A 12,036-nucleotide genomic window follows, 5' to 3' on the forward strand; every position below is an offset into this window, starting at 1 on the left:
TTCTGGCCTTTTAATATTTGAAATAGCTTTTTTGGTATTTTCTTTCAAAGCAAGGATCACAAATTTGAAACTTATGGTCCCAATGAAGCTGTTTTCCACAGCTGCGGCATTTTTTTGCTAATTTTTTGACGTCTGTTTTTAATCTGGTATGGACTTGGTCACTAATCTCTTCACGGATTCGCTCCCAATAAATTGCCTCTGTTCTCCGATCTAGACGATATAAAAACAATAAATGAAGTCCAATTGCCTTATAAGTAAGTTCCAATTCCTCTAAATTTCGTTTCTTTATTTGGGGTTCAGGTAATTCGGTGTTATGAATAAGGGCATACATCGTTTTTTCCCACTGCCAAATAAGATCTGGTTCCTTTTTAGAAAAAGGGAGATGCAAAAATGAATATAGATCGTTAATGGAAAACTTAGCTTCTATATCTGTTCCGCGAATCTTTTCATATAGGATTCTCTCTTCCAAAAGGGCTGCTTTTTTTGTGCCCTTTGGACTTTCAAATTTCTCCCACAGTTCAAAAAATTTTTCGAGATCTCGATAATAGTTTTGAAAACGTTCGAAAACTATACTCGTTGGGGCAACTGCGAATGTTCGTATAGGCTTATCCTCAGAAATGAGAAGGTTCCACATCCTATTGATGTTGGAAGTGAATGCTACTTTTCCGACATTATAGATCCCTTTACGGCCCGCACGTCCAGCAATTTGTTTGACCTCTTGAGATGTGAGCACCCTTCTTTTCTCTCCATCAAATTTTTCATTTTCAAGAAAAACTACGCGACGGATTGGAAGATTAAGCCCCATACCGATAGCGTCTGTTGCTACTATGATCGATGTCTCGCCTTTAATAAACCGATGAACTTGCTTTTTCCTAGTTTCTGGTGGCATGCTGCCATAAATCATACTAACGGAATGCCCAGAATTTTCTAGTCTTGAGGCTGTTTCAAGAACGCGCTTTCTAGAAAAACAAATGAGTGCGTCTCCTTTTTCAACTCGGCTAAATTTGAATTCTCTCTTTTCGACTTCTAATGGAATGTCTCGGTGGTACTCATTCAATTCAATATTTGATTCTCCGAGTAGCTGCAGGATCATTTCTTTTGCATTTTGACTTCCTATAATGTGTACCTCAGCGGCATTTGCTTTTGTTATAGCTTTATACCAGGAAAATCCACGATCTTTATCAGTAATCATTTGTGATTCGTCTATTACAATACAATCATAAAAATCCTTCTCATGAAACATTTCCACTGTGCTTGATACATGACGAGCTTCTGGAATAAGCTTTTCCTCTTCCCCTGTTTTTAATGAACATAAAGTACCTTCTTCATTAAGTTTATCGTATACTTCGAGAGCAAGCAGTCTAAGTGGAGCGAGATATAATCCGCTTTGTGCAGCCTTCATTTTTTCAAGCGCACGGTGAGTTTTTCCTGTGTTTGTTTCACCGATATGTAGAACATATCGAATATTTCGTTCTACAGATGGCTGATATTCTTGCCCGAAAATATCATCAATCATCCGTTTTTCTTCTTCTTTTTTACGTTCAACTTCAGCAAGCTCTTCTGCCCTTATCCTCTCTCTTTCCGAAAGATCATTGAGTAAAATTTCATTATGTTTTTCTGGATCGAAAGGGATTTTGGCTAATTTTAATAAATCTGTAATGAATTCATGTTGTAAATTTTGAATAAAGCTGTTTGCTAAATACTCACATTCATAAATTATGATTTCCTCCATTAAGGCTTTAACAGTTTCCTTTGATAAGCTGCTTTGCTCGTTATTGTAATAGCTTGCAGGTATTTGCTTGATTATTATTGATGGGAGGATATCTGAAAGATAATCGCTTACCAGATCTTCATAATGGTAATAATAAGTTTCATATTCAAAAGATGTTCGTTTCCTGTTTCTCGTTTTACGGATGTCCCCTGTTAGCTCATCAAAAAAATCAGATAAAGTTTGATACAAGTCTGGTTCAAATCTACCTAACACATTTAACTTTTCTTCGAGTGCAAATGTGTCTACTAATTGATATCTCTGTTTCGTGTTAAGATCTTTTTGAAATTGAAAAGATACGAAGTGCCTAACATATAGATAAAGCAGATCCTCATTTTTCTCAATCAAGGAAATAATTTCTTCACCTAATTCATCTTGAAGGTTTTGCAGTGCTGTTTGAATACGATCTTCTTCTTTCTTTTGCAGAAACTTCTCTCTCGCTTCCTTATATCGAAGCTCCAAATTAAAATTATTCGTATTCCAAATACCGTTCAGCCATTCTTTAGCATCGAATGGCATGTATGTACGCATTTCAGTTCGAAATAGATGATCAAGAACTTTACGATCAATATGCTCTGTTTCATAGCCCATATTTTTTAAAAACATCTTTTTCTCTATTCTGGAAATACTTGTTGATTTATTTAACCAAACGTTTATCCAGATTTGATTAACATAATTACCTCTATTTTTAATATACTCTTCAAAAGAAGGAATACATTCTTTCATACCTAGAAACTTGGATAAATCATCTATAATCTTTGATTTTGTTGACTCCACTGCATTTCGATAAGTTATTTTCAATTGGTTCATGTCCAGACACCCTCTAGCTTATATATTTCCAGAATCATTATTTATTGTAACACTTGCATTGAGAAATCATTAATAATAACGTTGATAGAACTAAATTCTTTACTGATTAGCTCAATTGAAGTTTGACTTTATTTTTAGAAAATATTGTTGACAAAATGATAAATCGGTCTTATTATTTATCTAGAATTAAATAATCTCGAATTCAAAATAAATGAATTCAAACAAAATGGAGGATAATAAAATGACAAATACGAAATGGGCAATTGATCCGGTACACAGCAGTGTTGATTTCTCAATTAAACATATGATGATTGCAAATGTTAAAGGTACTTTTAATCGATTCGATGCAGTCATTGATGCAGATCCTACGGATTTAACGACTGCAAATATTCAATTTACAGTTGATTTATCAAGTATTGATACTCGTAATGAAGATCGCGATAATCACCTTCGTTCAGGAGATTTCTTTAATGTGGAAAGTTATCCAACAATGACATTCCAATCATCTAAAATTGTAAGTAAAGGTGATGGAGAATATGATGTAACTGGAGAACTATCTCTTCATGGTGTAACGAAGGTAGAAACATTTGAAGTGACTTACGAAGGATCAGGTAAAGATCCGTGGGGGAATGAAAAAGCGGGTTTCACCGTTGAAGGAGTGATTAAGCGCAGTGAATATGGGCTAACTTGGAACTCCGCTCTTGAAACTGGTGGTGTCCTAGTAGGGGATAAAGTAAAGATTTCTCTAGATGTTCAAGCTGCGAAAGCTGAGTAATAATATTATTAAATAGTTTAGGCGGCTCTGAGGAATTTGAATTCCTCAGAGCCGCCTTTTTGCCAATGCTAAGCAAATAAATTGTAAGGATCTTAGGTTTAACCTATTGCTCTGCCAAAATTACAGCAATCTTATCTTCAATTACTTTACCTTTCGATCCATTTACTAAATTATTTAATACAATTGAAAAAATTAGTCTTTCCCCGCTATTTGTATCAACATAACCAGACAATGAGCTCACTGTTGAGATAGACCCTGTTTTCGCTCTTACCTTATTTTGAGCTGGTGAGTTTATCATTCGATTCCGTAATGTGCCGCCGACCATTCTGTCTGTTGCTCCAGCAACCGGTAATGAATTCAAATAGGAGTTATACCATTCTTCGTTTTGAATTTCAAAAAGAAGCTTGGATAATTCGTTGGCTGGAATCAAATTCACATGGGAGATGCCTGAACCATCTCGTAATACTAGTGAATCTATATTCACACCAAGTTTTGTTAATTCTTCTTCTAGTACCTGAAGACCTTCGTCCCAGCTTCCTTTTCCTTTTACGACTTTCCCCATTTCTTTGATTAAAGTTTCAGCGTGTCCATTATTGCTCAGTTTCATAAAGGGAATTAGTAATTCAGATAAGGGCATAGATTGATGGGAGGTTAATACGCTAGCTGTTTGAGGAGCTTCTTGAGTACTCATCTTTCCTTTTATCTCAATCCCTTGTTCTTGTAGGGATTTATTAAAGAGATCGAGTGCATAGCCTGTCGGTTCCCAGACAGCCATCCATTCCCTTGCTCTGCTTGATTCTAATGGAATTGTTCCATTAATAACAATTGAATTATTTCCATGCTGTCGCTCAATTGTAATATTTTTTGTACCATCTTTTGCAACTGTTTTTGCGTTATTAATAATTTTTACATAATCTGTTTTTGGTTCTAGAGTAACTAAAGGTGCTTCGCCAGCATTTTTACTAGGGTTTACTTCAACAATAACCGTACCAGCATCATAGTCTTCATTTGGAGAGGCAGTTAAGGCAGAAACTTGGGCGCCATAATAGTAGGATTCATCGCTCCAGGATAAATCCGTGGAATAACGGATGTCATCATACCATGTGTCGTCCGCAATTAAATCTCCTTGGATATTTTTTATTCCTAAAGCCTTAATTTCCTTAGCGAAATTGTCAAAATCAGCTTTTAAAAGAGTAGGGTCACCCTTCCCTTTTAAATAAAGATTCCCTTGCAGCGTTTTCCCTTTCACAGAACCATCAGTTAGAATCTCTGTTGTAAATTTGTAATCTTCACCCAAGGTAGCTAACGCAGCTGCGGCGGTTAATAGCTTCATATTAGATGCGGGTCTTAAACGAATGTCACCGATATGATCATAGAGCAGTTCCCCTGTTTCTGCAGATCTTACACTGACACCTGCGAGTGCCCCATATAAGTCAGGATCATTGTTTAGTAGCTGATTCAGTTCCTGAACCAGTTCTCCTCCTTCTTCTACTGCTTGAACGGCTGGTCCCTCTGAATTTATTTGAGGAACGAGCATTAGCATGAAAATCAATAAAAAACTAAAACTAAATTTCATTGCTTTTTTCATAAGCATTAGCCACCTTTCTTAAATATGTTCATAAGTCCATTTCTTCTTTGAAAGGTGAATTCCCTCTATTTTCAAGATGAGGAAAAAGAAGTGTTTTTCATACAAAAAAGTACAAAAAAGAATAAAGTAATTGAGGAATATGTAGGTAAAATGAAACAGTGTATCAAACTAATATCTTGTATCTGGTTTATACAAAAAGCGATTTAAATCAATTGTCCCATTTAGCTTGAATTCTACCCCTTCACTTTCCAATGATAGCTTTTGGATAGAAAAATATTCATCATCTTTTAGTCCAATTTCTCCTTTTGAGTTTATTACTCGATGCCAGGGCAATCGGTGTTTTTTACTCATAGAATGAAGGACCCTTACTACTTGTCTTGCTCCTCTCGGACTGCCTGCAAGTTTTGCTATTTGGCCATAGGTCATAACCTTTCCCTTAGGGATATTTTTAATTATGAAGATGGCTCTTTGTGTGAAAGTCTCCAATTGACAAACTCCCTTTATTTGATTTCTTCCCTAAATAATAGCATATAATACTGTCATTTGAGATTTGGATAAAAACTAGAAATTACGAAACTTATTTTTATTAGTTCGAACTAGAGCAATTACGAGGATAGTTTTCAAAATGATAGAAACATAAAACAAAGGCTTTCTTATAGGTCGAAAAATCTGCCTAGAGAAGCCTTTTTAATTTTTATATTTAGAAATAAAAAGGGAATTATCCTTTTGGACAATCCCCTCGGGTTCTGATTAAGGAGTATTCTTTAAAATAATTTGAATAAAACGACTTGCATGCTAAACATATTAATTCACCTTTAGGATCATCGATTTTATTTCTTGATCAAAGATATTAGCCAAATGCTCTGGAACCGTCATGTAGACAAGTCCATTTCCTTCTAGTTTCGATGAATAACCAAGAGGTACGGTTCTTTTAATTAATTGTGCATAAAGCTCTGGTTCAGAGAGCTGACGATCAAATTGTTGTATGGATAAACTTTTAATTAAGGCAAGTGCACCTGTAACATGAGGTGCAGCCATTGAAGTGCCACTTAAAGTGGCATACTTACCATTCAAATAGGTAGAGAGGATTTCTTCACCAGGAGCAACAACATCGATTTCATTGTTTGAATTACTAAATTCAGATGAGCGACGTTCTAGATTAATGGAGGCTACGCTAATTACATCATTATAGGAACCAGGAAAGGCAAATTCGTCTGTTGAGTCATTCCCATCACCTTCATTACCTGCTGCGCAAACAACGAGAATATTATTGTCTACAGCCTTTTTGATCGCCTCATAAAGTGCTGGAACATCATTTGGACCCCCAAGAGACATGGAAATAATATCAACTTTTTGTTCAATAGCAAAATTGATTCCATTAATGATCCAACTATATTGTCCGGAGCCATTTTTATTAAGAACCTTGACAATAAGCAGGCTAGCTTCTGGTGCAACTCCAACGACACCTAAGTTATTCTCCCTTGCAGCAATAGTTCCGGCTACATGTGTTCCATGACCGTTATAATCCATGAATAATTCTGGGTTACCTTTATCATCGCTTGTAAAATTCCGGCCACCTATGATACTTTCTTTTAAATCTGGGTGACTTATATCGCAGCCCGTATCTAATACTGCTACTGTAACACCTTTTCCCTTCGTATCTTTCCAAATCTTTGGTGCTTGAATCAGTTCTACGCCTTTCGGAACTTGATTTGCCACATCTGTTTGATCAATGACCTTGAATGGAATAACACGAACATTTTGCTCCATATCTTTCCCTCCTTAAGAGATTAAAATTGAAGCGGATTCTTGGTGGTTACATTATTTTAATTATTCTGAATTATTTTTTAAAGTTGCAATTGTACTATTTTTTATAGATTAATAGTATGTAGTTTTAACTATATATCATGACAGCTTTTTGTTATTAGTACTGGTAATTCTGAATAAATCTGTATAATATCCTTCATTTGCATTCTCACTAGTCCGCTAGAGGAGGGAGCGACAAAATCGATTGTGCCAGATATGATTGACTTCTCTTGCTTTCCCCAAGGAATTGATTTTTTCTTACTGTATTCTTGGTAAACTCCTTTCCCAACAAAACAAATGATCTTTGGTTTATAGATGCTTATTTTTCGTATGAGTTCCTTTCTCCCTGCTTCATATTCCTCTTTCGTAATTTCATCGGCAGCCTTCGTAGGTCTAGAGACAATATTTGTCAAACCATAACCCAAATCTAGTAATTGATTATCTTCTGTTGAATCAAATTTTCTTGGAGTCAATCCAGATTCATAAAGTATTTTCCAAAAACGATTATTAGGGTTAGCAAAATGATGCCCTGTCTCTGAAGATCGAATACTTGGATTAAAGCCAACAAATAAAATATTAAGATCTTCTTTTATATGATCCCTTATTGGTTTCAAGGAATGCACCTCCATGACTGTAGATAGATTTGCAAATAATATAAGCATTATTTTAGGAGAGAGGTTTTTTTAGCGTAAGAAATTCAAATCCCGTGTTCATAGCAATAGTGATTGACAAGCTCTTCGATTAAATCATGTTCTGGAAATTCACCTGAAAACTGAAATTGGATTTCTTCAATGAATGCGCCATTTTGATAAACATGGATCACCCCATCTTGATTAATTACACTAAACTCAGGCTTGAATCGATAGCCATTTCTTTCTATTGCCCCCATTTTAGTCAACTCCATTTACATTTTTCTTTTAGTATAGTCCTGGTGCTTGATTTTATCACATTAGAAAAAATTGGCATTCACCAAGTCCTTTTTGGCGAATGCCTTAGTTTTTCTTACACGTTAAGAAAGTATAAATTGTCAACGCAGAAGATGATCCGACGCAGTTTCCAATTTTAGGGATTAAGTATAAGTGCAACTACGCCTCTGTCTTCGCCTTTCCAAGGCTCGCCAATCGGCGAGTTTTCTTTATGCGATCTTATTAGCAGATACTTAATTGAACACACACTTTACTTAAGAACGTTAATAAACTTAAACTTTCTTATTAGCCAAATAAAGAAAAAGAGCCAGTTGGGCTCTTTTCCATCCTTCATTATTCTTCTGTAATTTCAACTTTCTCCATTACAACTCCATTTTTCATTGCTAAAACAGTATCCATACCAGATGTTACTTTTCCGAATACTGTATGAACACCATTTAAATGTGGTTGTGGTTGATGAACGATAAAGAATTGGCTGCCGCCAGTATTGCGTCCAGCGTGAGCCATCGATAAAGAACCTACCTCATGTTTATGTGGGTTGCCTTCAGTTTCGCAATTAATTGTGTAACCAGGACCACCTGTACCTGTACCGTGTGGACATCCACCTTGGCTTACAAAGCCAGGAATTACACGGTGAAAAGTAAGCCCGTTATAGTAACCTTCGTTAATAAGCTTCGCAAAGTTAGCAACTGTTCCCGGAGCAGCTTCAGGATATAGTTCAAACTCCACCTTTTCACCATTTTGCATTAATATGTATCCTTTTTTCGCCATACAATCATCTCCTTCAATAAAAATCATTCTTAATCATACATGAATTACATTAGAATTAAAAGTAACTCGGTCTTTAACTAAATATTTCAATAAATAACAGTAAAATAAAAACAATTAAGCCATAAAATGATACATGCAAAAAAATAGTTGTTAATCCAAACTTTACATCTTCAAGGGTCATACCTCGCTTACGGATTCTAGTTCGCATAATATCACCATCCTTAATAAAATATTATCTAAATCTAACAATATTGACAATATTCTACTAAGAAAAATTACCCAATTTAAATATTTCGGTATTAATTTATTCAATAAAACTTCTTTTGCATTTGCATTTGTTTTTTCATAATATCATAAGATTTTTCAATAATATCTGTTAATACATCTGCTTTATACACTCTGCCAAGCTTTGTGTTTTTCTGATAATAGCTAACGATTTCATCTAATTTTTGTGATGTTTCTTGTGCAATTCGAATATTAAGCTGAATTCTTTTTTCTTTGTCCAATGTCATCTTTAACAGCCTCCAAAATAGCATTTATTTCTATTCTATCAGAAAGCTATTAATTTGCTAGCAGTTTGATAGCTTAATAATAGCATGCGCTAGCTTTCGCTTTTTCGCTCATTATAACATTTCTAAATCACCTAAATTAGATCTCATTTTAAACTTCAATGTATTATATTAGGTGAATATTTTTTCATCTACTATACACAATAAAAAAATGGAGGTGAGTTAATGAATCATGTCATTGCTTTCATAATAAAAATTACTTCAAACTTTATTTTCTTATTTTTCATTCTAGGCTTTTTATATAACATCACAGTTGTTAATGTTTTAACAATTACAATAACTCTCAGTATTTTATCGTATATTATCGGTGATTTGATGATCTTACCAAGAACCAGCAATGCTGTAGCTACCGTTACTGATTTCGGTATAGCAATGGCAGTTATTTGGATATTAAGTGTAAGTTTAACCACAGGTAATTATAATAACTTATTTACTATGTCACTTATTTCTTCTGCTGGAATTGCCTTTTTTGAATCCTTTTTTCATAAGTATTTTGTTATCTATGTTGTTTATGGAGATGAAGACAATGAACTGCAAGATACATTTTTGCAATATCATACTGAAACAGCTGAAGAGTTTTACCCTTCTGAATTAATATCAGATGATAATAAAGACATAGAAAAACAAAAATCAAATGAGTAAAAAAGTATACCCAATTACACTATTGGGTATTTTTGTGTAAAATTGGATAAAAATTTATAATCTCCCTTGCGTTCCCTATCTACACTTCTTTTAATTAATAACTTCTTATTTTTTTCTTTTAACTTGTCCCCCGAGAGATTTTTCGGTGCTGTCTTTCAATGTTCGTCACACCTTCCGTGGTCTTCGTCTACAAGCACCAGACTCGACCTCTCTGCGTCCAATTCTAAGCTTTCTTTTAACGAGACGGCAGGATAACAAAAAAAGAATTGGATATCTCCAATTCTTCTACTGGTTAAGCAGTGTATTCCATTTCTCTTTAAGAAATTCACCAAATTGTTCAAGTTCAGTTTTACCTTCAGATAGTTTTTCTTTCCACTTTGGCAATTCTTGTTTTATCTTATCAGTACCTTCTTTAATCGTTTTCTCAATTTCTTCTTGTTTATCTTGTTGGGTAAGCTTTTCATTCATTGATTTTGTTGAGAATTCAGCAGGCTCAATATATGGAAGTGTATTCTCCATAATTGCTTTAAATAAAGGTACAACCGTTTCTGAACTGCTGCTTGATAAATAATGCTCTCGATCGGTTTTATCGTATCCAACCCAAACAGCACCGACTAGGTTTGGCGTGTATCCTACAAACCACTGATCCTTCGTTCCGTTAATATCTTTATAAGGAAGCTGGGTGGAACCAGTCTTTCCAGCAAGTTGAACTCCATTGATTTTTGTAGCTTGTCCTGTTCCAGATTCTACAACATTAAGAAGCATTGACGTCATTTGGTTCGCAACCGATTTGGTAGTTACTTTAACTGTTTCCTTCTTTCTTTCAGCAATAATGTTGCCAGTAGGACCAACTATTTTCGTAATTAGATGGGCATCCTTCTTTTTCCCTTCATTAGGAAAGACTGTATAGGCTTCAGCGAGTTGTAATGGTGAAATGCCTTTATGCATACCTCCTAATGCAATGCCCAAATATTCATCCTCTTTTTCTAATGGGATTCCAAATCGCTTCAATGAATCAATTCCCTTATCTAGTCCGATTTGATCTAGCAGCCAGACTGCTGGAACATTTAGGGAATCCTCAATGGCTTTATACATTGGCACTTCACCTGAAAACTTCTTTGAAGCATTTTCAGGTTTATATTTTCCAAAAGACATGGGTTCATCCTTTAGCATAGAGTTTGCATTATAGCCTTCCTCAAGTGCTGGTGTATAGACAGCCAGTGGCTTTAGAGTCGAACCAGGTTGGGCTTTTAAATGAGTGGCGCGATTAAAACCACGGAATACATGTTCTCCGCGTCCGCCAACAAGTCCCCTGACTCCGCCTGAGTCAGGATCTATAAGAACAGATCCACTTTGAACGAGGACCCCATTTTTACCACGAGGAAATAAGTAATCCTGCTCATATACTTGTTCAAGTCCAGCTTGAATATTTTGATCCATTTCTGTATAAATTCGGTATCCTCTTGTAAATATTTCTTCTTGAGTTAAGCCGTATTTATTAATAGCCTCATCAAGTACTGCATCTACATAATAGGGATATTTTCTCTCTACAAAGCGTCCTTTTCCTTCTTCTAGTTGAATTTTTTCAGAAATGGCCTCTTTGTATTCAGATTCAGTGATCATGGAATGTTCTTTCATTTTGCCAAGCACCACATTCCGACGCTCCATGGCACCATCATAATTTTTATAAGGATCAAGTGAAGATGGTGATTTCAATAAGCCTGCAAGAAGAGCAGATTCACTTATCGTTAATTCCTTTGCACTTTTATTGAAATACTTATTAGAAGCTTGTTCAATTCCCCATGCACCACTCCCAAAATACACTTGATTTAAGTACATTTGGAGAATCTCATCTTTTGTGTAATACTTTTCAATTTCTACTGCTAAAAATAATTCCTCTATCTTTCTTTTATAAGTCTGTTCTGGTGAAAGTAATGCATTTTTAGCAAGTTGCTGGGTGATGGTACTTCCTCCACCAGTAATTCTGCCTGCAAACAAATTTTTGAAAAAAGCACGTGCCATTCCTTTAATATCAAAGCCATTATGCTTGTAAAAGCGTTCATCCTCAATGGCTATCACGGCATTTCCTACATAATCAGGCAATTCCTCAATAATGATTCCCTCAGACCGATTCGTAGCTAATTTGCTGGCAACTTCTCCGTCTTTATCATAAATAATTGTGGATTGCTTTAATCCTTCCTGCAATGATTCCACATTCGCTGTTGCTGCTAAAAAAGCGAAAAATAGGATGGTTAATAATAAAAATGTTAGAACGATCAACATTAATATTTTTGTTATATGCTTATTTCTCCAAAAACGTTTTATACTTTCCCATATAGGTTGTAGTCTTTTCATTTTATCTCCTTACTTGCTGCTATTAA

General features: G+C 35.1%; 12 protein-coding genes. 2 read left to right on the top strand and 10 right to left on the bottom strand.

The window, feature by feature from the left end; translation table 11 throughout:
• Positions 1-10: 10 nt before the first annotated feature.
• Complete coding sequence (locus FSZ17_RS11550) at positions 11-2,578, bottom strand: DEAD/DEAH box helicase (RefSeq protein ID WP_057770508.1); 2,568 nt, start codon at positions 2,576-2,578, stop codon at positions 11-13.
• Between the two features lie 241 nt (positions 2,579-2,819).
• Here FSZ17_RS11550 and FSZ17_RS11555 point away from each other — a divergent pair, with 241 nt between their 5' ends.
• Positions 2,820-3,353, top strand: coding sequence for a YceI family protein (locus FSZ17_RS11555; protein ID WP_057770510.1), 534 nt, complete (start codon positions 2,820-2,822; stop codon positions 3,351-3,353).
• A gap of 103 nt (positions 3,354-3,456) precedes the next feature.
• Here the strand turns inward: FSZ17_RS11555 and dacB are convergent, their stop codons facing one another.
• The 8 genes from dacB to FSZ17_RS11590 form a co-directional block, all read right to left on the bottom strand.
• Positions 3,457-4,941: a D-alanyl-D-alanine carboxypeptidase/D-alanyl-D-alanine endopeptidase gene (gene dacB, locus FSZ17_RS11560; protein ID WP_057770512.1), complete on the bottom strand. Its 1,485-nt coding sequence runs from the start codon at positions 4,939-4,941 to the stop codon at positions 3,457-3,459.
• A gap of 168 nt (positions 4,942-5,109) precedes the next feature.
• Entirely contained in the window at positions 5,110-5,427 is a 318-nt protein-coding gene (locus FSZ17_RS11565; RefSeq protein WP_082625201.1) for an MGMT family protein, read from the bottom strand.
• A 318-nt stretch (positions 5,428-5,745) separates the two neighbouring features.
• Entirely contained in the window at positions 5,746-6,711 is a 966-nt protein-coding gene (locus FSZ17_RS11570; protein ID WP_057770514.1) for a S8 family peptidase, read from the bottom strand.
• Between the two features lie 128 nt (positions 6,712-6,839).
• Positions 6,840-7,361 (bottom strand): G/U mismatch-specific DNA glycosylase, encoded by a 522-nt coding sequence (gene mug / locus FSZ17_RS11575; RefSeq protein WP_146846444.1) that lies wholly within the window; start codon positions 7,359-7,361, stop codon positions 6,840-6,842.
• 83 nt (positions 7,362-7,444) lie between these two features.
• Positions 7,445-7,636 (bottom strand): YbxH family protein, encoded by a 192-nt coding sequence (locus tag FSZ17_RS11580; protein ID WP_057770515.1) that lies wholly within the window; start codon positions 7,634-7,636, stop codon positions 7,445-7,447.
• A gap of 370 nt (positions 7,637-8,006) precedes the next feature.
• Complete coding sequence (locus FSZ17_RS11585; protein ID WP_057770517.1) at positions 8,007-8,444, bottom strand: peptidylprolyl isomerase; 438 nt, start codon at positions 8,442-8,444, stop codon at positions 8,007-8,009.
• A gap of 73 nt (positions 8,445-8,517) precedes the next feature.
• Entirely contained in the window at positions 8,518-8,652 is a 135-nt protein-coding gene (locus FSZ17_RS23915; RefSeq protein WP_267128903.1) for a hypothetical protein, read from the bottom strand.
• Between the two features lie 100 nt (positions 8,653-8,752).
• On the bottom strand, positions 8,753-8,950 hold the full coding sequence (locus tag FSZ17_RS11590; protein WP_146846648.1) for a hypothetical protein: 198 nt from the start codon (positions 8,948-8,950) through the stop codon (positions 8,753-8,755).
• A 228-nt stretch (positions 8,951-9,178) separates the two neighbouring features.
• On the opposite strand from FSZ17_RS11590, the gene FSZ17_RS11595 reads away from it, so the two are divergent.
• Complete coding sequence (locus FSZ17_RS11595) at positions 9,179-9,655, top strand: DUF2512 family protein (RefSeq protein WP_057770521.1); 477 nt, start codon at positions 9,179-9,181, stop codon at positions 9,653-9,655.
• Positions 9,656-9,940: 285 nt separating this feature from the next.
• Here FSZ17_RS11595 and FSZ17_RS11600 read toward each other — a convergent pair whose 3' ends face one another.
• Positions 9,941-12,010 (bottom strand): transglycosylase domain-containing protein, encoded by a 2,070-nt coding sequence (locus FSZ17_RS11600; RefSeq protein WP_057770523.1) that lies wholly within the window; start codon positions 12,008-12,010, stop codon positions 9,941-9,943.
• Positions 12,011-12,036 lie beyond the last annotated feature (26 nt).

The sequence above is a fragment of the Cytobacillus dafuensis genome (assembly GCF_007995155.1).
In the GTDB taxonomy this organism is placed as follows: domain Bacteria; phylum Bacillota; class Bacilli; order Bacillales; family Cytobacillaceae; genus Cytobacillus; species Cytobacillus dafuensis.

Coding starts and splice junctions, on each gene's coding strand:
- FSZ17_RS11600 (WP_057770523.1), bottom strand. CDS start 12,010: ATGAAAAGACTACAACCTATATGGGAAAGTATAAAACGTTTTTGGAGA.
- FSZ17_RS11595 (WP_057770521.1), top strand. CDS start 9,179: ATGAATCATGTCATTGCTTTCATAATAAAAATTACTTCAAACTTTATT.
- FSZ17_RS11570 (WP_057770514.1), bottom strand. CDS start 6,711: ATGGAGCAAAATGTTCGTGTTATTCCATTCAAGGTCATTGATCAAACA.
- FSZ17_RS11585 (WP_057770517.1), bottom strand. CDS start 8,444: ATGGCGAAAAAAGGATACATATTAATGCAAAATGGTGAAAAGGTGGAG.
- FSZ17_RS11580 (WP_057770515.1), bottom strand. CDS start 7,636: ATGGGGGCAATAGAAAGAAATGGCTATCGATTCAAGCCTGAGTTTAGT.
- FSZ17_RS11550 (WP_057770508.1), bottom strand. CDS start 2,578: ATGAACCAATTGAAAATAACTTATCGAAATGCAGTGGAGTCAACAAAA.
- FSZ17_RS11555 (WP_057770510.1), top strand. CDS start 2,820: ATGACAAATACGAAATGGGCAATTGATCCGGTACACAGCAGTGTTGAT.
- dacB (WP_057770512.1), bottom strand. CDS start 4,941: ATGAAAAAAGCAATGAAATTTAGTTTTAGTTTTTTATTGATTTTCATG.
- FSZ17_RS23915 (WP_267128903.1), bottom strand. CDS start 8,652: ATGCGAACTAGAATCCGTAAGCGAGGTATGACCCTTGAAGATGTAAAG.